This window comes from Spiroplasma endosymbiont of Villa modesta (assembly GCF_964030925.1).
GTDB lineage: Bacteria > Bacillota_I > Bacilli_A > Mycoplasmatales > VBWQ01 > Spiroplasma_E.
The window spans coordinates 1,938,543-1,964,061 of sequence record NZ_OZ034992.1 but is presented as its reverse complement, the minus strand read 5'-3'; the positions used below and the strand labels follow the sequence as shown (position 1 = coordinate 1,964,061).

Below are 25,519 nucleotides of genomic sequence, written 5' to 3'. Positions count from 1 at the left end.
AATATTTTAATTTATGAAAGGAAAATATATATGATAACTTTAATAACATTATTAGGAACGATTGGTTTAGCGTTTACAAATGCAAATAATTTTTTAAATATAAATAATAGTCCAAAAGAAGTTAAAGAAATAACTTATGAATTTAGTGAAAATAAAAAAGATATTGTTCATAGTTATAAAACTTCATCAGTATCAAATCCAACTTATGAAAGTTGAGATTTTGTAGTTTCTACAGGTTTAAAATCTTTTCAAAAACCAAAATCTATTAGAATATTAGAATGATTTTTAAATAATGGTTCAGATAAAATAGACTGAGGTTCAGATCATTATGATGTATTTTCTGTTCCTTTAAAAATAATGGGAAAAGAAATCAATAAAATTAATGAGGGAAAAATTACAGATGAAGAAGTAGCATATAATAGAATGAATTTTTCATTTAAAGAATCGTATCAAGATTTTTTAGCAACTGCTGAAGTTGTTAGAGGTATAACTACTGCATTATTTTTTGATAATCTTGATTGACACATTCAATTTTTATTTCCTGCAAAATTAACATTCGATATGTCATTTTCTAATGTCTATTTAACTAGAAGTTTAGGGTATGGATTGAAATTTGCAATAGATTATTAATTAAATATTTAAAATAAAGTTATAATATAAAATTATTAAAGCAGATTGTAATTTGAAGTGTAAAACTTTGAATTACAATCTGCTTTTAGTTAGAAAAAAGTTTTTATATTATTTATTTTTTTTATAAGCAGTGTCTACTATTTTTATAGTATTCTTTTAAAGAATTTTTTAAAAAATTAATAATATTAACTTGTTAAATTATTAATTTAGATGAAAAAGTAGTAGTAGTATTATTATCCAATTGGAAAGTCAATTGGTAGTATTTTAAGTTTGTATTTTTTATTTATAGTAATAATAATAAACTAATATATATGTTTTAAAGACAATTACATTATAAAAATATACAATTTGATTTTTATGTTTTAATAAATTATTTACTTTAATTTTCTTTTGAATCTGATTTTTAAACAAAATATTTATTTTTTGCATTAGATTATCTTTCTCCCATAAGTAGTATAATAATATTATAACATTTTATATTAAAATTTTATATAAAGTAAAAAAAGGAGTAATGAAAAAATGATAAATAATAATAATTTTATTAAAATAGGTTTAATAATTGGAATGATTATGTCAATAATATTACTTATTAGCTGTATTATTTATGGAATATTTACATTTTTTAATTATTTTTCACTAGTTATTATTTTAATAATTATTTATGGACTATTTCAAGTGATTCCCTTTTTACTTTGTTTAAATAATTATTTTATTGAAGAAAAATGATTATTTTTAACAGGTTTATTTAGTTTAACAACATTTGTTATTCCTGGAGTTTTAATTTTAATTGGTTATTTTGTTAGACAAAAAAGATTAATAAAACTTATTAATAATAATTAATTTGTAAAAAAAAATAAATAAATATTATTTTATTTTTAGGTTATTATTTTATATAATTTTCCTTTATTAATATTGCTTCATGTTTCTCTATATAATAGACTTCTTGGATTAAAATATTAAAATTAAAAAAGATAGGAAATCTATGATATTTGATAAATTAAAAACTATTAAAAATACAAGATTATTAAGATTAACTAGTATAAATAATATTAATTTTAATAAAATTCTAGGAATTTTAAAAACAGAAGAATTAAAAAAGTTTATTAATTAAAATATTTTATGGAAAAATTTATAAATAAGTTGGTAATTTTTTAATAAAAAAATCATTTAATAATTCTCAATTTCACCCTCGTCTAGATTGCGGCGTTAATAATCATTCAGCAAAGGCTTCGGCAAAAAATTCACCTTTTTTATAGGGTTTCGCTTGGCTTCAAAATATACGACCATAATTACTTTGCACAATAATCATTGGGAATACTAATCTTTTTTGATAATCGCTATTACTAATATTAACTTTATCATTTAAGTAATCCATTAATAATTGACTACAATCAGAAATTGGCGGCCTCATCACGCGATTTTGTGCTCTTCAAACAGATGAATAATCATTATTAATTTTAAAAATATTTTGGGCGGTTGTCAAAGTTACGAAATAATTTATTATCATATTAGTAACTTATTTCCAAAAATGAATTATTTGAAAAATAATGAAAATTAGACAAAATTACTCTCTTTAACCCTTAAATTTAATATTCGACGTATTTTAAAAAAAATAAAAGATACATTTTGTAAGTTAAATTAAAATTATTATCAAGGAAAAAGACAAGAAATAATCTTGTCTTTTTTTGTAATTGTAAAATTTTAAAATTTTTATTATTAGCACCCTTTAAATATCTACTACACGCAGTGACCAAGTAGGAGAAAGTTAATAATTAATAATCTTCTTTAACGCTATTATCAACACGTGTTAGGGAACTAAAAAAGTGAACTACAACACAGTTGTTAAAAATAGTAGCTAGAGCATGTGGACTTGCATGGATAAATAAAAAGTGGAGTGATACCTAATAAAATATACTAACCATTTAATGGTAATCCTTGGGGTGGGAGCGGATTGGAAACTAGTATATATAGACCTGCTTAGGGAACCTACTATATTAATTCTATTCTTTATTTAACCAACCTTGCCACTCCCCAGTGAGCAAGTGTTGGTTTTATTTTTTATTTTTTTGAAAAAATTTTTTTGGGCGAGAAAATAAATTTCAAACTTGTAAAAAAAAATGAGCGGTGCCGGTTCAATTAAAATATTAATTTGTTCAACACAAATTAAATAAATATTGAATCGAATGCCTCGATTTCTTTTTAAAATTTCACAATTTATTTTTGAGCCCAGTTTTCATGGAATGAATAAAACGAATAGTATTAATAATCTAAAAATCAAAATATATGTTCTTTATGCTAGAAGCAACAGAACATATTAGGAAAGGATTATTATGGCAATAGAAATTCTTGATTATGAAGCACTAAGAAAGATTGATAAAAAAATTAAAAAAAGAAGAAAAAGATGTGTTGAATGTAATGAATTATATGAAGATGACAAAATCCAAATGCTTTATTATTTTAAAACAGAATTAGAATCAGAACAACATAATATTAGAAAATTTGAAGATGATTATGATATTGCTGAACATTTAGATTATACAAACCCATATGGATATGTTTGTAATTGATGTAGAAGTGATTAATTATGCAAAAAAAAGTATTTTTGTTGAACTTGTAAACAACATAAATTAGATTATTTATTCTTTAATACTAATGATATAAAAACAAGACAAAACTTTTTAAGAGACAAAAATAATAAAGCAATTTGTTATGACTGTATTTTAAATGTTAGATTAAGTAGGAGATATAAATATGAATAAACAAAAAATATTTTCTTATAAAGACCAAGAAATTATTAATAAATATAATAAAAAACGTAATCAAGAAATAACAGAAGAACATTTAAATAATATAGAAAAATTAAAAGAAAATTTTAAAAAAGAAATAATTAATGAATATAAAGAAAAATTAATTAAAGAATTAGAAAAAATAATGTTAGATAAAAATTTGTATCGTGCTGATTCATCATTATTTAATGAATTAAATATTTTATTAGTAAAAATAAAAAATGGTGAATTTGATAATGACTAGATGTATTACATGTAAAAGTTTAACTGAAAATACTACTGGAATTTGTGATTCTCCATACCATAATTCTTTTAATAAAGCAAAATTCATTACATATTTAGAAAATAAAATTGAAAATGATGGATATAGAAGTGCAAATGTTGATGCCATATATTATTCATTAATTAAAAAAATCAATAATGGTGAATTTGATTAATAATGCAATATGACTTAATTATTGGTATTGACCCAGCAGGAATAGGTAGTAATGGAATGGTTATATATTCAAGTGAAACTAATAATATTGTTTTTAATGAAACATTTAATACATTAACTGTTTTATGAACTAAAAATATGTATAAAGAAAAAATGCAATTAATTAAAGAAAAATTTATTGATAAAAAAATATTAGTTATTATAGAAAATTTCTTTTTAAGTTCAAAACAATTATTAACTAATCCATTAGCAACACCTAAAATTATTGGTGCATTAATGGTATTAGTACAAGATGTTTTCAACTGAGATTATCTAGAAAACCACCCAAAAAATAAAAATAAAATAACAAATTATAAAGGAAATATAAAATTAACAAAACATGAACAAGATGCTTATAAGCATATTCAATATTATTTAAAAAATCATAAAAAAATATTAATTTTCGATAATTATTTAAGGAAATTATAAAAATGAAAGATAAAGCAAATTATGTCAAATTAACAGTAAAACTAAGTAACACTATTGAAGCAAAATATTACGAAAAAGGTAATAAAGAATTATATTATAGTGTTCGAGGTCAATGAAATGGTTTAAACTATGTTACTTTAATTTTTAACAACCCAAAACTTTATAAACGATGTATTTTATTAAACAAAAATGATGAAATTATAGTAACTGGTGAAATCTTTAATAATTGAAATATGAATATAAATCGTGCATTTTGTTCAATCAATGTTAAATGATTTAAAAAATGAAAAGAGTAAAAAATGATATTATGAAAAATTTTATTGATAGTACCAATATTAATAACATCTATAACACTAATAATAATTTTAATTTATATAATTAAAGATTTAAAAAATGAATATAAAATATTGAAAATATTAAGTGAAATTTCTAATCAAATTAAAAATAAGGAGAATAATTAATGATAATATTACCTACTTTGTTTGAAAATAAAGATGAAATTGAAATATTATCACCATTTCCAAAAGCAATTCATACAAGTAATGATATTAGAGCAATTATTTTAAGACAATACCCAAATGTTAAATCAAAACACATAATTGTTTCTGATCCCGAAAGTAATGTTGCATTAATAGTTGGTGATAATGATGTTTATCAAGGTTGAATTAAAGTAACAATTAAAAAATTAGAAAATTAAAGGAGATTAAAATGCCAAATATAGAAAATCAATCAAATTATACTTTAACTAAATTAATTAGAACTGGTATAAGTCCAATTTGTGCAATGATAGGTACAAGTGCTTATTATGGTCAAGTAATAGATAGTCCATTATTAGGTTCAATTAATAGTTTATTATTTGGTAAAAAATTAGGTTTAGATATTTGAAATTTAAATCAAAGACCAAATACTAAAACTAAATTAATTAATAGTTCTAAAAAAATAGCATTAGGATTAGGAACAATTGGTTTAGCAAATTATAGTAAATGAACAAAAAATAATATTAATCCTATTATTCCAACAACACCAATTCCAATAATTACTACAACCACAACAGAAGGTCCGCCATGATTACTATTAAATAAACAAGAACATCAGTCATTAATGGATTGAGATACTTATATTTCATTAAATACTTATGGTATTTCAAATCTTATTAGTGGATTAACTGAGTTAATACCTAATAGATTTGAAGCAATAAGAAAAATAGCAAATATGGGTACTGGTGGTTGTTTGATTAGTAGTGGTGTTGCTATGGGGAAAAATAATGATTTTAATAATGCTTATGCAGTACCTACTATTATTGCTGGTGCAAGTGAAATAATCCATAATTTACTACCTATGGAAACTACAAATCATATTCAAGAAATGCAAGAAACATCATTTAATGATGAAACTGCAAGATTAGTAAATGATAATAGATTCACAATTAATAGTGAAACAACTAGTCAATACGGTAGTGATAATATGAGCAAAGTAGCATTAAATCACGATAATGCTTCATTAAATTGAGATTATAATCACATGAGTTTATAAAGGAGGTGAGTAATTTATGAATAAAGAAAAATTAATTGAATATTATAATCACGAAATAAAAACACATAAAGAAAGGATGGAACAATTAAATAAAGAAATTTCTTTATTAGTAACTATTATAAGTAATTCAAAATCGATGATTGAAAGAATTAATGGTGGTCAATTTGATGAATAATTAAAAAATAAATAATTGAAAGGAAAATATTGAAATGAAAGAATTTTTACATGAATTAATAATTATTGGAACAAGTGTTGGAACATTAATTTGCAGAGAAATTATTGTTTTATTAAAAAGATTTATCACAACTCCAAAACATGTTAGAGCAAATAACAAAATTATAAAACATCAAAAAAAATTAGCAAAATTAAACGAAAAAATTAATAAAGGAGAAAAATAATATGACAAAAATTGAATTTAATGAAAAATATAGAAAACAAGATATCAGTATTGATAGAGATTTTGATTTACATATTGATAATTGTTTTAAATTTTCTGATATTGATACATTAGAAAACGCAGTTAATGATTATAAAAAATTAATAAGTGAAATGCCACAATTAGTTAAAGATTGATTATTGGGATAAGATTAGGAGAATGTTAATATATACCAATAGCAATTATGAGAAATAAAGCAAATGAACTAGCAGATTGTAATAAAGTAATGGATAAAATTAAAGCATTAGATGTCATTTATGAACAAATTGTTTTAGATACCATTTTAAATTCACCTAAATTTATATTTAGTCAAACTTATGGTAATGTTCAATCAACATTAGAAGAAGCAGTAAGAACATTAGTTACTAAAAATTACATATTTAAAAGCGGTGGAGATAATAATGAACAAAACGAAAATATCAATATGACAAATAGCAACTTTAAAGGTAAAAACTTAACTGATATATACGATTGAAATGTTAATGAAATATTTAAACGTTGTGGTATTCATATACCAAGTCAAAAGAAATCTGCACAACAATCAGTTCCCGAAAGTACAGCTGTAAATATTTCAACCATTAATTATATTGAACAAAAATTATGGCAATTTAATATTGATATTCTTAAATTTATTCAAATATTAGTACGTTTAGATAAAGATTTATTAAATAGTAAAACATTTAATATTAATGATGAACAAGAAATTAATAACTTAACAGTTAAATTAAAATTATTTAATCCCAAAAATAACCAATTAATAGGAGAGAACAATGGAAAACAACAACAAACCACAAACGAAGTTTCCACAGAAACAAACTAAACTTAATCAAGCAGAAGTAGAAAATGATTATTTAATTGATAATATTCCTTATGATTTTACTAATATGATGAGTGCTACTAGTGACCCAGATATTAATAGAGCATACGATGAATTTAAAAAAAGAACTATATATATTTATGAAATTGAACGTTTATTTAAAAATAATGAAAATAATAGTTTAAGATTTTCAGCAAATACTATTAAAATAGGTTTTATTGATATTGATAAAGTATTAAAAACTATTGCAGTTGAAACATCTGATTTTACTATGCAATTAAATCAAAGAGCAAGTACTAATATTAATGATAATACAATTGAATATAGTATGACTGATATTAAAAATTTAATATTTCAAGAAATAAATTTATTAAATCAATTTAAATTATATGCTGTTTCTATTAATGAACCATTAACTGAAAATAATATTGATAATTTATATATTATTAATAATTATTCACAACCATATCAAAATCCAAAAACAAGAAGTACTAAAAGTATTACTATTATTAAAATTAAAGATTTTAAAACAAGAGATGGTTATCCCATTATTATTAAATTACAAAAACCATTAGACAAAGATACAAAAGTAATTGGTTTAAAAATTAAAGCTCCTAGAAGCATGATTTTTGGCAATATAAAGGTACTTGGTGAAGTTGATAATATGGAAGTATACCCAAAGTTATTTGTTAAAGATAAGATAGCATTTCCACTATTATCAATGCCTATTGAAACTCAACCAAAAGTTAGAATATTACAACAATGATTTAGTGAACAAATATTACCTTGAAATTTAGCAAAACAATTTATAGGACAAGAAAAATCAGTTTTAGATTTAATTGCTATTGGTGGGGGTAAAGAAACAAGAAAAGAAATAATTAAAAACGCAAGAGTTACACATGCTTGATTAGGATATTTTTTAAGTTCCTATTCTTTTGGAGAATGACCATTAAAAGAAAAGAAAGAACTTAAAGATAAAGAAGTATGAAAAATTCAGAGTGGTCCAATTGGAAAAGAATATACAAGTATTGCTACAAATGATAAATTTTTAGATGTTGAATTAGAAATAAAAGATGCACCAACTAATGATAGTTTACAACAACTATTATTAAATATGTTAAGTTATACATATAACTATAATAGAAATTTTGAAGGAGCAACTTATGATGAACATACGGGTAAACCAACAAATAAAATAGCAGAATTACGTGATACATTTTCGGGACAAAAACCTGATGAAGTTATTACTAATTTATTTAAGCAATGAGAATTAGATTATCCAAATTATATTGATTTATTACAAGTTAAAATATTTAAACAATTATTTATTATGTTGTCAAAATATATTTATTCATCTTTATCAATAAATAAAGGATTAAATGATGATAATAAGATTTTATTACCTTACTATTTTGAATTAAAATCAAGTCCAATAAAACCTAATAAAAATGATATTTGGCAATTTAAAGATGTAAAGGTAATATTAAAATCTCCATATTTTGATTTTACTGATATTAATAACATTAAATTAAAAAATAATGATATTAGTCAAAATGAATTATTCAAGTTAGATGACAATCAATTTAATTGATTATCAATTACCAATGAATTAGAAAGTAATAATATTCCGTCATTAATTCCTGCTGATTGAACATTAGCTAACGGTGAATATGGAAAATATTTTACAAGAGTAATTATTGAAAAAAACAAAATTGAAAATGCTTTAAATTTATATGGTTCAAATAAATCTCAATTATTTTCAAAATTAGAATTTTATAAAGAAATTTCACAAATTGATAATGATATTGAATTCGAATTACAAATTGAAAATCCGATTAATAACTTAAATCGGATTGAAATTAGTGGTATTTTTGGTGCTGGTAATTATGATTTGATTTTAGTAGTAGATAAACAAGAAGTAAATTTAACTAATATTAATTTATTTGATAAATATAATGAGAATATTTCTTATATAAATATAGAAATTTAATTATCAAAAATATCCATCAGGATAATAATCTTTAACTCATGGTATATCTATTCTTTCAACAGAATCTCCATCATTATAAAATTTGGTTTTTTTAGGAGTATCAGCAAAATAAATTTTAAATTCACTTTTAATATCAACTGATATATTATGAATATCAGACATTCATATTTTTTGAACTCCCATTATAAGTTCCTTATTTGATGCTAAAAAATATTTAAGTCCACTAAGATTATGGGTAAGCACCCCCCATGATTAAACCTATTGTTCCGGTTGTAGCACCAGTTAGTGCTAATGCTAATGTTATTTTACTTAAATTTGTTTTTATTCATGTTTTCATAATAAATTACTCCTTTTTTATAAATGAGGTGCAGTTGAATTTATTTCATAAATTTCTGGAACTGAATAATATTCATCACCTAATTTATTTATTTCTTCAGATTCTTGAAAAATATTTTTATTTTTATGGTAAAATTTATGAGCTTGTAATTTCAAATCTTCATGTAAATTTGATGAATGTGAAATTAACATTTCATCACTTAATCTTTGCAGTTTATCAAATATACTATTGTCTAAATCTTCTTCAAGTTTCAAAAAATCTTGTCGATTTTCTATAGGTAAAAAATCCTTTATTAATTCTGGGTTTTCTTCGTCAATTTCATTAATATGAATTCCAGTTAAAAACTTATGAGATAATATGTCATTTTTAAAATTAAATAGTTGTTTTGCTTTTTCTTTTATTGTTTTTTTTCTAGAAGTTCATTTACCTAAAATTGCTAAACATAAAGAATCATTAGATTTGCAAATTTTTTCATAACTTATAAATTTTGCAATGATGTCTTTTTCTGCTTCTGTTCCATCACCATTACCTTTGTATGTTTTTGTTAAATCCAAATTCAACATTGTTAAATCTATAGAAAAAAAATAGAATATTTTTGTACTTGATTTATTTGCATAATGTTTACCTAAATAATAAATTTTTGATTTATCATTTTTAACATCAATTCCAGTTTCTTCTAACATTTCATTAATTACTGTTTGATAAGGGTCAAGATTTTCAAGACCTCCAGTGATAGTACCATATTCACTAATTTCTTTATCTTTAAATAATGGATTATTTTCTTTAACTAGTAAATAATAATATTCATTGTTTTTAATAACATGAGGTAAAATAGCAACTCCTTGGTTATTGCATCAAGGTTCTTCTACACCATGCATAAACTCAACTTTAATAATTTTTAAATATTCTGGATTCATTAAATTACTCCTTTTTTCCTTGATTTTACGTTTTAATTGTACTATTTTTGATTATTTTTACAAGTATGCTTTTAAATGCAAAATAACGCCTAAATAAAAGGTGTTTATTTTGTGAGACCTATACTATTAATTATATTGAAATTGTTTATTATATTTTAAATATGAAAGTGGTTTTTTTATTGAATTTTAAATTACACTTATATATGTATATAATAAACAAGTAAATTAATATTTTAAATTATTTACAATAAATTTTGATTTTTTTAAAATAGTTAGGAGAAGTAAATTTGAATTTTAATTATAAATGAAATTTTAGAGAACAAAATGCAAAAATTGATAAATTAGTTTTAAAACATATAACAAATAAATGAGAAAAAATAGATTGAAGAATAAAAAATACAAGAGATAAAAAGAAATATAAAATTGTTGATTATCAATATCGAACAAGAAAAATAATGTATGGATTAGTAACTTATAAAAGAAGAATTTATGAATACTTTGATGAAAAATTGCAAAAATGAGTTCGTATTTGTTTAGTTGATGAAATACTAGAACTGCCAAAATATAAAAGAATAGGTGAAGATATTGAACAAACTATTATTGAATATTTTGCTGATGGAAAAAGATACAGAGATATTTGAGATATTATAAAAAAAGCAAATATTAGTCTTAGTTCTATTCATAGAGTTTTTAAAAATTTAGAAGTAATTGAAGCAAATCCAGTAAAAGTAAAATTAGAAAAAAATCAACCTATTTTTGTAGCAATTGATGATGGCCACCGAAAATTTTGAAATTTTAAACGTAAAGGTACAAAACATTCTATGCGATTAATAGTAACATATACAGATAATATTAATCACAAAGTACAAAATAAAAGAGTAAAAGCAATTATTAGACCAACAAAAACAGCAATTGGAGTTAAAAAAACTTCTGAATTTGTTAAAGAACATTGTCAAAAATTTTATGAAAATATTGAGCAAGCAAAAATTATTATTTGTGGTGATAGTGCAGGATGAATTAAAGAAGTTGCTAATTATTTAGGTGCACAGTTTGTTTTAGATAAATTCCATTTAATTAGAACATTATATCTTGGTATAATGGCGGGAAATAAAGGAAAATATTTAAAAGAATATAATTACTGTAAAAATTTAATTAATAATGGTCAATATGAACAATTAATTGATTATTTATATAAAGAATTAGAAAATCATAAAAAATTAAAGAAAAAATATTTTAAAAATAATAAACAAGGTATTGAAAATCAAGGTAAGAAATGAAATATTGGTTGCTTTACTGAAACTAATATTTGACATGTTTTAAAAGAAATGCTTGGTAATAGAACTTATAATATTTCAATTTATATTAAAATGGTTATTTTTAAATGTAATAAGATAAATACAGAGATACAATTATTATAAATTAAAATTTAACTTTTTTTTAAAAATCAAAATAGAATAAAACTTATTAAATACGCTTTAATAAGAATTTTTGTTGTGTATAAATATTAAATTTATTTTTTAATTTTTTAGTAATTTTTAAAAATAAGTATTTTAGTTGCATTTAAGTTAAAAAAATTATATTATTTAAATACAATTTCATAAAAATCCAAATTATTTCTTGTCTAACATAATAATAAGACTATATGAATTAATTTATTCCGGATTTTTGACAATCTCCCAAATATTTTTATTAAGTAAACAATTTTCGATTTTATTATTTTTAGGTCAATTTCAATTGTTATTAAACGTACTACGTTCAGCATCCGTTAATGATAAAAAATTATCGAAAGCTTGACCATATTCATGAGTACTAACACTAATTATGTTACTAGTTGCCCATCAACCCGCTTGATAGTTTGCGATAATTTCTTTAATAGCCACTTGCCACTTAGCCCTTTTTACTAGACCATTAATTTAAAAAACCTGAATGTATTCTAAAAACAATTGTGTTATATAATTAACACTAATTTTAACCTGAAAGGATTTTTATTAATGGATAAAATTAAACAAATAGCATTAGTAATTAACAAATTAAATATCAAAGAAAAAATTAAAATTATTGATGATTGTAAAAATCAATATTCAATTAGAAACCTATGTCAATATCTTCAATTAAACAGATCAACATATTACTTTTTAAAAAATAAACAAAAACCTATTAAAAAAGAAGAAAATCATATTATTAAATGCAATCATAAATATCAAAAAATATGCCAACTTTTAATCGAATTTCATTCTACAAGAAAAGGCAGAATTTATGGATATTTAAGAATTTTTTCAGCTTTTAAAGAGTGATTAAAACAAGAAAAAAATATCATTTTAAATATAGAATTATCAATAAAACAAATGCGAAAAATTATGAAAGAACACAATATTCAAGGATTAAAACAAACTAAAAATAACTATCCTAAAAACAAAAAAAATCCAAATAAGTGAATACCTACAATGGATAAAGTAAACAAAGATTATAAAAGTACAACCTCTTCAAATCAAATTTGATCAATGGACACTAAACAAATAAATACTAAAGAAGGATGATTATATCTTTTTGTAATTATTGATTTTTATTCAAATAATGTTGTTAGTTATAATATTGCTCCTAATAAATCATATCAGGATTTAATTCTTCCTGCTCTTGAAAAAATCAACAAACAATTTTCTTGAAATCAAGTAAAAAATGTTATTTTACATTCAGATAACGCCAACGAATTTTATTGTCAGGATATCACAAAATGAGCAGAGGATAAACAAATAATTTTAAGCAAAAAACAACCTTATGATATTGGTGGTAATGTATTATCTGAAAACTGATTTTCTCATTTATCTCAAGAATGACTACCTAAAGGATCAAATCAATATTTATCCATCAATGAAGCTATAAATGATGTAAATCAATATGTTATGTTTTATAATTATGAAAGAATACATTCTAAATTTCTAAAACCACCAATTTTACAAATTAAAATTTAGAATTTTATATCAAAAATGGTCCAGTAATTAAGGGCCAACCACCGCCAACCACCTAATTTTTCTCAATCAACATTATTGTTTTGAGTTCCTAGTCGTGTATTAGTTAAATCATGTGCTAATTGATTAAAATCAAGAAAAGATAATGGTTTACTAGCAGTATCATAAAAACTATTAAATTCATTATTTGCCATTTGACTAGCTGGGTTTTTAATTTTTCGTTCATTCTCTTTAATAAAACTAGTCATTTCTGATGATCAACGATAACGTAATAAACTAAGATAATAATCACGATTATAATTAGTTTGGCAACTTCAAACAATAATTCAAGCAAGTAAACCAGTAACCAATAAAACTATGAAAATTATAAAAAATTTACGATATTTTTTCATAAAATCTCCTTTTAAAAAAATTATTATTAATAATTTCAAATTCCTTATTTAAATTAATAATTACAGAAAGAAAAAAAATATTAATTGGTACCTTCTAGGCATTTCATATTTTTGTTTGCTTTTTTTGAAACTGATAACTAAATCATTACCATTATTTTCATTTCATTTTGATACTTGTATTGGCAAGGATTGTATTTATTGTTTGGTTTCACTACATGCCATAATAGTTAAACTTGTTCTTAATTAAAATTAGTGTCCCTAAAATAGTTAGTAATCTTTTCATATCTTAGTTTAATACTCTTATAATCTTTAAATCTTTTAAGATGTATTAATAATTTTATATGATTTTTATGATATTTTTTTTGAAATAGTTAATGATGTATTTTAAGCGTGATTATTAATTTTTTATTTTATATAGTAATTTATTATTTATATAGGTAAAAAATGCACTTCTATAAATTTTAAAAGTGCATTTTATTTAAACTTATTTTTTATCCTAAATCTTCGTCTTTTGTTAGAATTTCGCGGTTAGGATTTTGTTCAGCTATTAATTGTTTGTAAATTGTATCACGATATTTTACACAACCATCAATAACATTATCTAAAGGATTTTGAGCAACACGTACTTCAAAAATATCTCCCTCATATTTTTGACGAATTGGTTTTGTACCTTTTTCAGCTTTAACTTCGATGAAATATTCCTTAGCCAATTCTTCTTTAATAAATTCATCAATTTTTTTAATGTAAGCTCCACCACCACAAATTGTGATTCCCTTACCTTTTTTCTTTAAGTCACTAACACTACCAGCAGCTTTTTCCCCAGAAGTTCTTAGTACTCTACGAATTGTTGGAATAACATGTTCTCTAAATTGAACTTGCATTACATTTTCACGAATTTCTTCTGGTGTAATTTCAATAGTTTTAGAAATTGACATTGTTTCTCCTGGTTGAGAGTCTAATCTAGGTAATGAAACACCTGAAATAGTGTATGGTTTTTCATCTTGATATTTAAGAAGTGAACCGATGTTCTTTTTAACATCTTCTGCTTCTTTAGTACCAATTTTTAAAGCATGCTTTTTAGCTATGTATTCTTGAATTTTTTGTGTTAAATAGTCTCCAGCACAATGTGTTGTATATGAATATAGGATTGAATCGTTGCTAAGTACGGCAATATCAGTACTTCCCCCACCAATATCAACACACATAATTGCAGTTCCAAAAATATCTTGGCCTGAACCTAATGCTGCCATTTTAACTTCTTCTTGTACAAAACCACGAAGTGCTCCTAAACGATGAACTATATTTTCTAGTGCTTCTCTTTGTACTGAATTAATTTCACTTGGTGTTGCCATTAAAACAATTAAATTACGGTTTTTATCAGCTTGTTTTGAATCTTTAATTTCAAGTCTAAAATCTTGAAAAATTTTAGCAAGGATACGTTGTAAAGCATCTGGATCAGCAATATTACCATCACGAACTGGACGTTTAATAACAACATTTTCATTTGTTTTATCAATTAAAGCTTTAGCTTCTTCACCATAAAAAATAACATTTTTTTCATAGTCTTCAGCAAGATAAGTTGGAGCATCATATGTAAGTCCAATGTTAACATACCTTGCTTTAAAGTTTTCTGTTCCGACATCTAAAGCTAATCATTGGTAGTCATTAATAGACTTAATATTACTTTTTTTATTTAAGTTTTCTTTGGGTTTTTTATCAAATAATCCCATTTTTTTTCCTCCTTCTACACACCTGGAATTTTAATTACTTGGTCTAATGAATCCTTTTTCATATACATCTTGTTTATGAGTTTCATAGGCTTGAGTTCCTCTAATTACACACTCTCTTGGATTATTAGCAGATACCACATGTTCTAAATTTAGTCGTTTTTTTAGATAAGTTGTAATATTTTCAAGCAAAGCACCCCCACCAGTGATAGTTAAACCGTCTTTCATAATCATTTCTGAAAAGGCAGGTCCAGCTTTATCGATAATGTCACTACATAGTGCAACAATTGGTTCAAAGGCTTCGGTAACTACTCTAGCTACTTCTTGCTTAGGAACTGTAATTTGTTCAGGTTTTTTAGTTTTAGTACTTTTTCCATGGATAGTAATTTTATTTTCACTATCTTTTTCACCATCTATTCAAATACCAGCACTAATTTTTGTTTTTTCAGCCTCCATTGAGCTAAGAGATATATAGTGCATTTTCTCAAAATGTTCTTTAATATTACGTTCAATAGCATTTCCAGCAATTGGAATTGAATCTTGAACAATAACTTCTCCACTTGATAAAATGGCACAATCAGAAGTTCCACCACCAATATCAAGAATAAATACTCCTGAAGCATCTCAAAGTGCTTCCCCAGCACCAATAGCTGCCAATTTTACTTCAGGAACAATAACAACTTTTTCAGCTTTCATTACGCTTTCATTACTTTCATTATATCTCTTGGGAAATTTATCGCTATAAATTGGAATTTTAGCTACTTTTTTTCCTTGTAGAATTTCACGTAAAACAGTTCTATCTAATTTATAAACCTTAGATGGAATAGCTACAAGCGCTACTGAATTTTCTCAAATTTTTTCAGCTTTCACATCAATAATTTGTGTAAAAATTTCAGTTAATAAAGCAATCAAAGCATTATTGTCACTAATAACACCATTAGCCATTGGTTCTCTGAAAATTTTATTCGCTGGAGTTTTTTCTTTCATTAATAAAGCGGCTTCACCAATGAATACTTCTCCGTTTTCTGTATCAAATACAATTGCTGATGGTTGACTATAAACAACCCTTCCATTAACTCTGACAATTAAATTTCTTGTTCCTAAATCTAGAGAAACAATATTAACGTCTTGGTTATTGTGTCCGTCATTAGCAACCTCTATTTTTGTTGCCATATAAAAATCATCTCCTTTTCCCACTCAAATTAATATTTATTAAGTTGATATATGTTAATATTACCACATGTAGATTTGCTAGTAGTAAATTTAGCATATATGATTAGTTGGCTAACTATTTGTTTAATTATTACCAGTATATAATTAACTAAAAATGTGAATTGGAGAATAATAATGGAAAATCCAAAAAAAATATTGAAAAAATACGACTTACATGCAGTTAAAAAGTTTGGACAAAACTTTTTAATTAATAATAATATAATTGATAAAATTGTTAAAACTAGTAATTTTAAAGATGAAGATGGCATTGTTGAAATTGGAGCGGGCATTGGTCATTTAACCAATAAATTACTCAGCACTGCGCAAAAAGTTGTGACAATTGAAATTGACAAAAAATTAATTTCTGTTTTAGAAAAAGAGTTAAATGAATACAAAAATTTAAAAATTATAAATGATGACTTTTTAAATTTAGATTTAAAAAAAATCATTAATGAAGAATTTGCAATAAATCAAAAAATTCATGTAATTGCAAATTTGCCTTATTATATTACTTCACAAATTGTTTTAAAATTATTAGAAAATATTGAATTATTTGATTCATTTACATTAATGATGCAAAAAGAAGTTGCACAAAGATTTTGTGCTAAACCTAAAACTAAAGTATATAATAATCTTTCTGTTATGTGTCAATTTTATTGTGATGTTAAAATTATTTTTGATGTTAGTCCTAATAATTTTACTCCGATACCTAATGTCACAAGTAGTGTTGTTTATTTTAAAGTAAATCCTAAATTTCAACTTGATGAACCACAATTATTTTGAAAATTTGTAAGAAGTTGCTTTGTTAATAAGAGAAAAACATTAGTTAACAATTTGGGTATTTATTTAAATAGCAAAGAAAAAGCCGTTAATTTAATTAACGACTTATCTTGATCATTAACAATAAGATCTGAAGAATTAACATTTTCAATGTTTTATCAGTTATTTACTATTATTAATAATAAATACCTTTCAGAATAATTATTAAAATTAATGATATTAGAATGTGGAAAATAAGTATATAAAACACCTCAGCAATAATCCTTGTTTATTAATAAACATATTTTTAAATATTTATTATCCGTTAACTATTATAATGATTTTATTTTTTCTTGCAAAAGATATAACTTTTTATTAATTATTTTTAATTAATAGTCTTTAAATTTAATATACTTAAATTGTAATAAACATTGTATAATGAAATTATAATTATATTTTTTTAGAAACATGTAAAGGAGGATTTAATGAATAATGTAGAAAACATTGTAGTTTTTGGTTTAAGTGCTAGTCAAAAATTTACACAAGAAGTTTGTAAAAAACTTAATATTGAACCTGGAAAAGCAGAAATTAGTCGTTTTGCTGATGGTGAATTTAACATTCAATCTATAACATCAGTACGAGGGAAAGTGGTATATATTATCCAATCAACTTCGCCGCCAACTAATGATAATTTAATGGAATTATTAATTTTTGTTGATGCTTTAGTTCGTGCATCTGCTGCTAAAATTCATGTAGTAATTCCTTATTTTGGTTATGCTCGTCAAGATCGAAAACAAGGTGGTAGACAACCTATTACTTGTAAACTTGTTGCAAATTTATTAACTGTTGCGGGTGTTGATCGTGTTATTACTGTTGATTTACATTCACCACAAGAACAAGGGTTTTTTGATGTTCCTGTTGATGATTTACGAGCAACTCAAGATTTAGCATCTTATTTAATTGAAGAAAATTTAACTAATTTAGTTGTTGTATCTCCAGATCATGGTGGTGTTACTCGTGCTCGAAGATTAGGTAATTATTTAAGTGTACCTTTGGCAATTATTGATAAAAGAAGAACAACTCCTAATCAAAGTCAAGTTAAGTTTGTATTAGGAGATGTTAAAGAAAAGAATGCTATTATTATTGATGATATGATTGATACAGGTGGTACTATTATTAATGCAGCAAAAGCTATTAAAGAACATGGTGCAAAATCAGTTTATATTTTAGTTACTCATGGTATTTTTAGTGGGCAAGCTTCAAAAAATTTGAAACAAGCTGTTATTGATGGAATTATTAAGGAAGTTGTTATTACTAATACTATTGAAATTTCTGAAGAAAAAAAATTTAATGGCTTAAAAATTATTTCAATTGCTGATTTTATTGCAAAAATGATTGATGCTTCAATTAATAATAAATCATTAACAAAAGTTTATGATGATAAAACAAATGAATTAATAAAAAAAATTAATAATAAAAATAGTAAAAAATAATAAAGAGGAAATTTAAAGTAGATGAAATTAGTTATTGGATTAGGAAACCCAGGTAAAGAGTATGAATTAACACGTCATAATATTGGTTTTATTATTATTGATATGATTTGTGAAACATTACAATTAAAAATTAATCAAACTAAATTTAATGGTCAATATGTTAAAACTGTTGTTAATGGCACTGATGTTATTTTTTTAAAACCATTAACTTTTATGAACTTATCAGGTTTTTGTGTTTCAAATTTTATGAATTATTTTAAAATTAAAATTGAAAATGTGTTAATTATTCACGATGAAGTTGATTTAAATTTTGGTCAATTTCAATACAAACAAAAATTTAGTGCTGCTGGTCATAATGGAATTAAAAGTATTTTTAATCAAATTGGTAGTAAAGATTTTCAAAGATTAAGAATTGGTGTTGGTAAAAATCCTAATTTTAACACGGCTGATTGAGTTTTGAGTAAGTTTAGTAATGATGAGTTAAAGAATATAAACGATCATAAACAATTTTTTGTAGAAAGCATTAGTAGTTGAATTACTGATAGTAAATTTGAAAATATTATGAATAAATATAATAAAAAATAATTAATATATTATAAAAATATTAAAGAATATTTTCATTTTTATGTTTTCTACATAAGTAAACATAAAGTTGTGTTTCTTTTTCTTTTTTAATTTTTTCTAATTCTTTTTTTATTTCTTCAATTAATAAAATATCATTTTGTGTTTGCTGATATTGATTTATTTCATTTATTTTTTCAAGTTTTGCTTCTAGTAATTTCTGCTTACAAATAGGACAAAGTTTGTCAAAATCATCATTATTATCATTTTGAAAACTGTCATTATCAAAATTTCATTTCATTTTTTAAGTTTCCTTTACTAGTTTATTTTTAATAACAATATTTTGATAATCATTATTAAATAATTATATAATTAATTTATAAATTTATAAATACTTTTTTTTGAGTATAAAGGAGACAATATGAAAGCAAAAAAAAATATAATCAAACCAACAATAGAAAAGGCAAAAACTAAAGTTGAACAACTTAATAAAACTATTAAACCAAAAGTTAAAGATGTAAAAAAAGTAACTAAAGTAAAAACGCAATCAATAAAAACTGACACTCTTAAGCCAATCATTAATAAGATGAAAGTAGATTTTGAAAAGTCAAAACATATAATAAAAGAAGAAAATCAAAAAATTACTAATAAAATTGTCAATACTAAAAATATTTTAATATCAAAAATTGATCAACCAAAACCATTTAAAACTACTGCTATTATTGGTTGTCAATGAGGTGATGAAGGAAAAGGCAAAATAACTGACTATTATAGTCAAAATTCTGATGTTATTGTCCGTTGAAGTGGTGGTGATAATGCCGGACATACAATTGTTTTTGATCATCAAAAATATAAATTAAGTATTATTCCTTCTGGTATCTTTAATAAAGATTCATATTGTGTTATTGCTAATGGTTGTGTTGTTAATCCAGAAAAATTAGTTTCTGAAATTGAATATTTAAAAGCTGCTGGTTTTAGTTGTCAAAATTTACGAATTTCTGATCGTGCTCATATTATTTTACCTTATCATTTAGCATTTGATGAATATGAAGAAAAAATTAAGGGTGATAAAGCTATTGGCACTACTAAAAAAGGAATTGGACCTTGTTATGCTGATAAAGTTAATCGGATTGGAATTCGAATGGGCGATTTATTAGATAAGGAACGACTATTAGAATTGATTACTGATAATTTGTTAATTAAAAATAAAATATTAAAAAATGTTTATGGATATGAAAAAGAATTTAATGCGCAAACAATATATAATCGTTTATTAGAATTATTACCATACTTTAAAGATTTAATTATTGATACTGGTCAATTTTTAAATGAACAATTAGTTAGAAATAAAAAGATATTATTTGAAGGAGCACAAGGTACTTTATTAGATTTAGATCATGGTACATATCCTTTTGTAACATCTTCTAATCCAAGTGCTAGTTCAATTGCTATTGGTTCAGGTATTTCTTTAAAAGCAATTAATGAAATTATTGGTGTAACTAAAGCATACAGTACAAGAGTTGGTGCTGGTGCGTTTCCTAGTGAAGTTTTTGGTAAATTAGCAGATTATATTCGTATGACTGGTAATGAATATGGCACAGTTTCAAAAAGACCAAGAAGAATTGGATGATTTGATGCAGTTATTGCTAAGTATAGTGCACAAATTAATGGATTTACTAGTTTAGCTATTATGTTGTTAGACGTGCTTACTGGTATTGAAACATTAAGCATTTGTACGCATTATACTTTAAATGGCGAAATAATTAGATACATACCTTCTCAAATTAATAACTTTAATAAATGTCAACCACATTTTATTACTATGCCTGGCTGAAATGAAGATATTACTAATATTACTAGTTATGATCAATTACCAGAAAATGCTAAAAATTATTTAAAAAAAATTAGTGAGTTGGTGGGTGTTCCAATTAGAATATTTTCTGTTGGTCCAGATCGTAAACAAACTATATTTATTAAGGAGTAAAAATGATTGAACGTTACGAAACAAAAGCAATGACTAATATTTGAAATATGAAAAATCGTTTAAACTTATGAATGAATTTTCAAATTGATGTTTGTGAATCATTACAACATTTAAATATAATTCCTTTTAAAGATTTTCAATTAATTAAAAAAAATGCTAAGTTAGATATTGAATTAATGAATAAATTAGAATTAGAAACTAAACATGATGTAGTTGCGTTTACTAGAATGTTAAGTGCTAACTTAAAAACTGAAAGTCGCTGAATTCATTATGGTTTAACTTCAACTGATATGGTTGATAGTGTCCAAAATCTACAAATAAAATTTTCAAATGAAATTATTGAAAAAGCTTTAATTACTTTACAATTTAAATTAAAAGAGTTAGCGTTTAAATATAAAAATCAATTAGTAATTGGTCGCAGTCATGGTATTTTTGGTGAACCAACTTCATTAGGATTAAAATTTGCTTTATGATACGATGAAATAAATAGACAGTTAGTAAGGTTGGAGTTGGCAAGAAAACAAGTTGAAGTTATTAAAATTACGGGTGCTATGGGTAATTTTGTTCATATTTCGCCAAAAGTTAGTGAATTTATTGCCAAAAAATGAAAAATAGAAGTTGACAGTTGTGCTACGCAGGTAGTACAACGTGATCGTTTGATTTTTTTAATTACACAATTAAGTTCAATTGCTACAACAATTGAAAAAATAGCTTTAGAAATTCGTTTGAGTCAACGTAGCGAAGTTAATGAACTTTTAGAGGGATTTTCTATTTCACAAAAAGGTTCAAGTTCAATGCCACATAAAAAAAATCCAATTGGTTCTGAAAATATTTGTGGTTTAGCAAGATTAGTTCGAAGTTATAATAGTATAGTATATGAGAATAATTTATTATGGTATGAACGTGATATCTCTCATAGTTCTAATGAACGCATTATGTTGCCTGATATTTATCATATATTAGATTTTATTATTAATAGAATGACAAATATTTTAGATAATTTAGTAATTAATACTAGTGCCATGGCAAATAATATTGCTAAAGCTAATGAACTTTATTTTTCACAAGTAGTTTTATTGGCTATTATTAAAAATAATCCAAAAATAACACGTGAAATTGCTTATGATTTTATTCAAAAATGCACTTTAGAAGCACAAAATAAAATGATTAATTTTAAAGATGTATTAATAAAGAATAATATTAATCAATATTTAACTAGTGAACAGTTAAATGAATGTTGTAATAATAATATTTTTTTAATAAATGTTGATTATATTTTTAAAAAAGTTTTTAAAGATAAATAATGTTTAATATTAAATTTAATTAGCATTTAATTTATTAATTTTTGTTTTTTTATTTTATCTAATAATCAATAAATATAAAAGATTAAGAAAATATTGTAATTAGTCACTAGATTATATAAGTTTAAGGAGTGAAAATTATGAAGAAATACAAAATAGATAATAGTTTTCCTTTTATAGATCAAGATTTTAATTTTATTACAAACTATGATAGTGAAGAACACTTTTATGATGTTTTAGATGATCGATACTTAAAAGATAATGGAGAAATAGATATTAATTTATTAAAAAAGAAAATTAATAAAATAAAAATAATATTATATTATATTAATAATAAGAAATATAAATGTGAAAAAACATTGCAGTCAAATATTAAAAAACAATCTATATTTCTTTCTTATAATATAAATAGTATTAAAAAGTTAGAAATTTTCGAAAAACAAAAAAACAAGTAAAATTTTTAAATTTAAGAATAAATTAGTTAAGTTTTTAACTTTTGGTTATTATAATTTTGAAAAAAACGAATTAACAAAATAGTATGTGAAAAAGTTAATATAAGTAATCAAAAAGAAGAATTGAAAAAGGTTGGATTAAAAATTTTAAAACTTAATAATATTTTAGAAAAAATAGAAAAAGAAAAAAGAAGACAATGAGAAAAAAATGATCTTTTGAGACATTGATATGATTTTGCAAGTTCAAGAAAATTACAAAATCAACCATTAATGAGTAACGGTAATCAGTATTTACCAGTAAATAATTATGATAATGAAAAAATTAGTGTTATTTCACACGTAAATAGTGATTATCAGTTTTACTTAAACGTTGATATAGATGCTGTTAACTCTGATAATGGTTTTAATGAAAATCAATATCAACAAAAATGTTCCATTTTATAAAAAAATAAAAATTAATAAAATATTATTAATTTAAATAAGTATTACAATAAATAATACTATTTTAATGTAAAATTATAATTATTAAATTTAGGAGCAAATAATGACAAAAAAATTTTATATTACTACCCCTATTTATTATCCTAGTGCTAAATTACACTTGGGACATGCTTATACAACAATTATTGCTGATGTTTTAGCTCGCTATAAGAAAATGCAAGGTTATGAAGTATTCTTTTTAACTGGAAGTGATGAACATGGTCAAAAAATTGCTAAAAAGGCGGATGAAAATAAACAAACTCCACAAAAATTTGTTGATGATATTGTTGTTGGGTTTAAGAATTTATGAAAAAACTTAAATATTGATTATGATAAATTTATTAGAACAACTAATAAAAATCATATTTTAAGTGTTCAGAAAATATTTAGCAAATTATTAAAACAAAATGATATTTATTTGGGAAAATATGAAGGATCATATTGTATTTCTTGTGAAGAATTTTTGACAGATAGCCAAATTAATAAAACTAATAATACATGTAAAATATGTCAAGGTAATATTACTACTTTATCAGAACCATCATATTTTTTAAAATTGGAAAAATATACTAAACAATTATTAAAATATTATGATGAACATCCATTATTTTTATGACCACTTAATCGTAAAACGGAAATGATTAATAATTTTATTACGCCAGGTTTAGAAAATTTAAGTGTTACTAGAACGAGTTTTACTTGAGGGGTACCAGTATTAGAAGATCCAAAACATGTTATTTATGTTTGAATTGATGCATTAAGTAATTATTTAACAGGATTAGGTTATTTACAAGATGATGACATTAATTTTAAAAAATTTTGACTAGATTCAAATTGTGAAATTGTGAATTTAGTTGGTAAAGAAATTAGTCGTTTTCATATGATTTATTGGCCAATTTTATTAATGGCATTAAACTTGAGACAACCAAATCGAATTTTGGCCCACGGTTGAATTACTAATGAAGAAGGAAAAATGTCAAAATCAAAAGGTAATGTTATTGATCCTTTAGTATTAGTAAATCGTTATGGTGCAGATGGATTACGGTTTTTTTTAATGAAAGAAATTATTATTGGTCATGATGCAAAATATAGTCATGAATTATTTTTAAATTGTTATAACTCTTATCTTGTTAATGATTTAGGTAATTTGCTTTCGCGAACAGTTACAATGATCATTAAATATTGTGATGGTAAAATTCCCAAAGTTAATTTAAATAAGTTACAACCAGAAGCAATAGAAATAATTAAAATTATTAAAAGTACTATTAATGATTTTAATATTGAAATGGATGAGTATCAAATTCATGAAGCAATTAATGTCGTTTTTAAATTAATAACTAGTGGTAATAAATTAATTGATTTAACAAAACCATGAGATTTACATAAAAATAATAAAACTATTGAATTACATAATATTTTAAATTTATTAGCAAATATTTTAATTATTAGTAGTGCTTTATTAAGTCCAATTTTGGTTAATAGTTCATTAAAAATTCATGAACAATTGGGTGTCTTAAAAATTACTAAACCAATAGTCAATATTAACTTGAATGAAGTTTTTAATAAATCTGTTAATAAAAAAGAATTATTATTTCCAAGATTAAATATTGAAGATGAATTATCATTTTTAAACAATGCATTTAAATAAAATATAAGAGTTATTAAAAAAATGCCAGTTATAGATAATAAATATCCAATTCATTTTGTATGAATTGGAGAAATACCAATTACTGTAAGAAATAATAGAAAATGCAATTAGAGAAAAAAAGGAAAAAATTCAGGAGTCTTTAAGAACAATTAATCAATCAAAATTAGTAAGTATTGAAATCCAAACCGAAATAA

33 protein-coding genes are annotated in these 25,519 nt (G+C 23.2%); 25 read left to right on the top strand and 8 right to left on the bottom strand.

All coding sequences use genetic code 4. The features are described from left to right. Nucleotides 1–30: 30 nt before the first annotated feature. From AAHM89_RS12700 to AAHM89_RS12690, 3 genes are all read left to right on the top strand, one after another. On the top strand, nucleotides 31–630 hold the full coding sequence (locus tag AAHM89_RS12700) for a hypothetical protein (RefSeq protein ID WP_342266544.1): 600 nt from the start codon (nucleotides 31–33) through the stop codon (nucleotides 628–630). Between the two features lie 519 nt (nucleotides 631–1,149). Beyond that, nucleotides 1,150–1,470, top strand: a complete 321-nt coding sequence (locus AAHM89_RS12695) for a hypothetical protein (protein WP_338958434.1) — start codon at nucleotides 1,150–1,152, stop codon at nucleotides 1,468–1,470. Between the two features lie 142 nt (nucleotides 1,471–1,612). Then, nucleotides 1,613–1,741 carry a hypothetical protein gene (locus AAHM89_RS12690; RefSeq protein WP_338958431.1) on the top strand — a complete coding sequence of 43 codons (129 nt, stop codon included), beginning with the start codon at nucleotides 1,613–1,615 and terminating at the stop codon, nucleotides 1,739–1,741. 18 nt (nucleotides 1,742–1,759) lie between these two features. Here AAHM89_RS12690 and AAHM89_RS12685 read toward each other — a convergent pair whose 3' ends face one another. After that, nucleotides 1,760–2,113: a hypothetical protein gene (locus tag AAHM89_RS12685; RefSeq protein WP_342266543.1), complete on the bottom strand. Its 354-nt coding sequence runs from the start codon at nucleotides 2,111–2,113 to the stop codon at nucleotides 1,760–1,762. Between the two features lie 847 nt (nucleotides 2,114–2,960). On the opposite strand from AAHM89_RS12685, the gene AAHM89_RS12680 reads away from it, so the two are divergent. The 12 genes from AAHM89_RS12680 (at nucleotide 2,961) to AAHM89_RS12625 (ending at nucleotide 9,096) form a co-directional block, all read left to right on the top strand. After that, complete coding sequence (locus tag AAHM89_RS12680) at nucleotides 2,961–3,212, top strand: hypothetical protein (RefSeq protein WP_342265863.1); 252 nt, start codon at nucleotides 2,961–2,963, stop codon at nucleotides 3,210–3,212. Between the two features lie 169 nt (nucleotides 3,213–3,381). Then, nucleotides 3,382–3,660, top strand: coding sequence for a hypothetical protein (locus tag AAHM89_RS12675; RefSeq protein WP_342266542.1), 279 nt, complete (start codon nucleotides 3,382–3,384; stop codon nucleotides 3,658–3,660). Beyond that, entirely contained in the window at nucleotides 3,653–3,853 is a 201-nt protein-coding gene (locus AAHM89_RS12670) for a hypothetical protein (protein WP_342265861.1), read from the top strand. Before AAHM89_RS12675 ends, AAHM89_RS12670 begins: the two co-directional genes overlap by 8 nt. A 2-nt stretch (nucleotides 3,854–3,855) precedes the next feature. Further along, nucleotides 3,856–4,320: a hypothetical protein gene (locus tag AAHM89_RS12665; protein ID WP_342266541.1), complete on the top strand. Its 465-nt coding sequence runs from the start codon at nucleotides 3,856–3,858 to the stop codon at nucleotides 4,318–4,320. A 2-nt stretch (nucleotides 4,321–4,322) separates the two neighbouring features. Further along, nucleotides 4,323–4,616, top strand: a complete 294-nt coding sequence (locus AAHM89_RS12660; RefSeq protein ID WP_342265829.1) for a hypothetical protein — start codon at nucleotides 4,323–4,325, stop codon at nucleotides 4,614–4,616. A 164-nt stretch (nucleotides 4,617–4,780) separates the two neighbouring features. After that, nucleotides 4,781–5,017: a hypothetical protein gene (locus AAHM89_RS12655; protein WP_174480108.1), complete on the top strand. Its 237-nt coding sequence runs from the start codon at nucleotides 4,781–4,783 to the stop codon at nucleotides 5,015–5,017. A gap of 11 nt (nucleotides 5,018–5,028) precedes the next feature. After that, nucleotides 5,029–5,853: a hypothetical protein gene (locus AAHM89_RS12650; RefSeq protein ID WP_342266540.1), complete on the top strand. Its 825-nt coding sequence runs from the start codon at nucleotides 5,029–5,031 to the stop codon at nucleotides 5,851–5,853. 16 nt (nucleotides 5,854–5,869) lie between these two features. Then, the gene (locus AAHM89_RS12645; RefSeq protein ID WP_342266539.1) at nucleotides 5,870–6,028 is read left to right on the top strand and encodes a hypothetical protein; all 159 of its coding nucleotides are present in this window, start codon (nucleotides 5,870–5,872) and stop codon (nucleotides 6,026–6,028) included. A 34-nt stretch (nucleotides 6,029–6,062) separates the two neighbouring features. Further along, nucleotides 6,063–6,251 carry a hypothetical protein gene (locus AAHM89_RS12640; RefSeq protein WP_174481134.1) on the top strand — a complete coding sequence of 63 codons (189 nt, stop codon included), beginning with the start codon at nucleotides 6,063–6,065 and terminating at the stop codon, nucleotides 6,249–6,251. A gap of 1 nt (nucleotide 6,252) precedes the next feature. Beyond that, a complete protein-coding gene (locus AAHM89_RS12635; RefSeq protein WP_281748210.1) occupies nucleotides 6,253–6,438 on the top strand; it encodes a hypothetical protein in 186 nt (61 codons plus the stop codon). Nucleotides 6,439–6,473: 35 nt separating this feature from the next. Then, a complete protein-coding gene (locus AAHM89_RS12630; RefSeq protein ID WP_342266538.1) occupies nucleotides 6,474–7,109 on the top strand; it encodes a hypothetical protein in 636 nt (211 codons plus the stop codon). Further along, entirely contained in the window at nucleotides 7,060–9,096 is a 2,037-nt protein-coding gene (locus tag AAHM89_RS12625) for a hypothetical protein (RefSeq protein WP_342266537.1), read from the top strand. Before AAHM89_RS12630 ends, AAHM89_RS12625 begins: the two co-directional genes overlap by 50 nt. Here AAHM89_RS12625 and AAHM89_RS12620 read toward each other — a convergent pair whose 3' ends face one another. Continuing rightward, complete coding sequence (locus tag AAHM89_RS12620; protein ID WP_342266262.1) at nucleotides 9,097–9,279, bottom strand: hypothetical protein; 183 nt, start codon at nucleotides 9,277–9,279, stop codon at nucleotides 9,097–9,099. Between the two features lie 171 nt (nucleotides 9,280–9,450). After that, nucleotides 9,451–10,350, bottom strand: coding sequence for an NUDIX hydrolase (locus AAHM89_RS12615; RefSeq protein WP_342266536.1), 900 nt, complete (start codon nucleotides 10,348–10,350; stop codon nucleotides 9,451–9,453). 287 nt (nucleotides 10,351–10,637) lie between these two features. On the opposite strand from AAHM89_RS12615, the gene AAHM89_RS12610 reads away from it, so the two are divergent. After that, nucleotides 10,638–11,768: an Mbov_0401 family ICE element transposase-like protein gene (locus tag AAHM89_RS12610; RefSeq protein ID WP_342266264.1), complete on the top strand. Its 1,131-nt coding sequence runs from the start codon at nucleotides 10,638–10,640 to the stop codon at nucleotides 11,766–11,768. 234 nt (nucleotides 11,769–12,002) lie between these two features. Here AAHM89_RS12610 and AAHM89_RS12605 read toward each other — a convergent pair whose 3' ends face one another. Next, the gene (locus AAHM89_RS12605) at nucleotides 12,003–12,230 is read right to left on the bottom strand and encodes a hypothetical protein (RefSeq protein ID WP_342266535.1); all 228 of its coding nucleotides are present in this window, start codon (nucleotides 12,228–12,230) and stop codon (nucleotides 12,003–12,005) included. 111 nt (nucleotides 12,231–12,341) lie between these two features. Here AAHM89_RS12605 and AAHM89_RS12600 point away from each other — a divergent pair, with 111 nt between their 5' ends. Further along, the gene (locus AAHM89_RS12600; RefSeq protein WP_342265776.1) at nucleotides 12,342–13,319 is read left to right on the top strand and encodes an IS3 family transposase; all 978 of its coding nucleotides are present in this window, start codon (nucleotides 12,342–12,344) and stop codon (nucleotides 13,317–13,319) included. On the opposite strand, the gene AAHM89_RS12595 is transcribed toward AAHM89_RS12600, so the two are convergent. The 3 genes from AAHM89_RS12595 to AAHM89_RS12585 all read right to left on the bottom strand — a co-directional run bounded on the left by AAHM89_RS12595 (nucleotide 13,316) and on the right by AAHM89_RS12585 (nucleotide 16,608). Next, complete coding sequence (locus tag AAHM89_RS12595) at nucleotides 13,316–13,708, bottom strand: hypothetical protein (protein WP_342266534.1); 393 nt, start codon at nucleotides 13,706–13,708, stop codon at nucleotides 13,316–13,318. The two genes, AAHM89_RS12600 and AAHM89_RS12595, sit on opposite strands and share 4 nt — an antisense overlap. 491 nt (nucleotides 13,709–14,199) lie before the next feature. Then, nucleotides 14,200–15,438: a rod shape-determining protein gene (locus AAHM89_RS12590; protein ID WP_342266533.1), complete on the bottom strand. Its 1,239-nt coding sequence runs from the start codon at nucleotides 15,436–15,438 to the stop codon at nucleotides 14,200–14,202. Nucleotides 15,439–15,468: 30 nt separating this feature from the next. Continuing rightward, entirely contained in the window at nucleotides 15,469–16,608 is a 1,140-nt protein-coding gene (locus AAHM89_RS12585) for a rod shape-determining protein (protein ID WP_338958423.1), read from the bottom strand. 174 nt (nucleotides 16,609–16,782) lie between these two features. On the opposite strand from AAHM89_RS12585, the gene rsmA reads away from it, so the two are divergent. From rsmA to pth, 3 genes are all read left to right on the top strand, one after another. Beyond that, nucleotides 16,783–17,628 (top strand): 16S rRNA (adenine(1518)-N(6)/adenine(1519)-N(6))-dimethyltransferase RsmA, encoded by an 846-nt coding sequence (gene rsmA / locus AAHM89_RS12580; RefSeq protein WP_342266532.1) that lies wholly within the window; start codon nucleotides 16,783–16,785, stop codon nucleotides 17,626–17,628. A 263-nt stretch (nucleotides 17,629–17,891) separates the two neighbouring features. After that, nucleotides 17,892–18,899 carry a ribose-phosphate pyrophosphokinase gene (locus AAHM89_RS12575; RefSeq protein ID WP_342266531.1) on the top strand — a complete coding sequence of 336 codons (1,008 nt, stop codon included), beginning with the start codon at nucleotides 17,892–17,894 and terminating at the stop codon, nucleotides 18,897–18,899. Nucleotides 18,900–18,920: 21 nt separating this feature from the next. Then, complete coding sequence (gene pth, locus AAHM89_RS12570) at nucleotides 18,921–19,484, top strand: aminoacyl-tRNA hydrolase (RefSeq protein ID WP_342266530.1); 564 nt, start codon at nucleotides 18,921–18,923, stop codon at nucleotides 19,482–19,484. A gap of 19 nt (nucleotides 19,485–19,503) precedes the next feature. Here the strand turns inward: pth and AAHM89_RS12565 are convergent, their stop codons facing one another. Then, nucleotides 19,504–19,761: a hypothetical protein gene (locus AAHM89_RS12565; RefSeq protein ID WP_252320612.1), complete on the bottom strand. Its 258-nt coding sequence runs from the start codon at nucleotides 19,759–19,761 to the stop codon at nucleotides 19,504–19,506. A 120-nt stretch (nucleotides 19,762–19,881) separates the two neighbouring features. Between AAHM89_RS12565 and AAHM89_RS12560 the strand changes: the two genes are divergently transcribed. The 5 genes from AAHM89_RS12560 to metG all read left to right on the top strand — a co-directional run bounded on the left by AAHM89_RS12560 (nucleotide 19,882) and on the right by metG (nucleotide 25,325). Continuing rightward, the gene (locus AAHM89_RS12560; protein ID WP_342266529.1) at nucleotides 19,882–21,444 is read left to right on the top strand and encodes an adenylosuccinate synthase; all 1,563 of its coding nucleotides are present in this window, start codon (nucleotides 19,882–19,884) and stop codon (nucleotides 21,442–21,444) included. 2 nt (nucleotides 21,445–21,446) lie between these two features. Next, nucleotides 21,447–22,748, top strand: a complete 1,302-nt coding sequence (purB, locus tag AAHM89_RS12555) for an adenylosuccinate lyase (RefSeq protein WP_342266528.1) — start codon at nucleotides 21,447–21,449, stop codon at nucleotides 22,746–22,748. Between the two features lie 137 nt (nucleotides 22,749–22,885). Continuing rightward, the gene (locus AAHM89_RS12550; RefSeq protein ID WP_342266527.1) at nucleotides 22,886–23,200 is read left to right on the top strand and encodes a hypothetical protein; all 315 of its coding nucleotides are present in this window, start codon (nucleotides 22,886–22,888) and stop codon (nucleotides 23,198–23,200) included. Nucleotides 23,201–23,320: 120 nt separating this feature from the next. Further along, nucleotides 23,321–23,641, top strand: a complete 321-nt coding sequence (locus AAHM89_RS12545; RefSeq protein ID WP_342266526.1) for a hypothetical protein — start codon at nucleotides 23,321–23,323, stop codon at nucleotides 23,639–23,641. 100 nt (nucleotides 23,642–23,741) lie between these two features. Next, on the top strand, nucleotides 23,742–25,325 hold the full coding sequence (gene metG, locus AAHM89_RS12540; RefSeq protein WP_338987870.1) for a methionine--tRNA ligase: 1,584 nt from the start codon (nucleotides 23,742–23,744) through the stop codon (nucleotides 25,323–25,325). Nucleotides 25,326–25,519 lie beyond the last annotated feature (194 nt).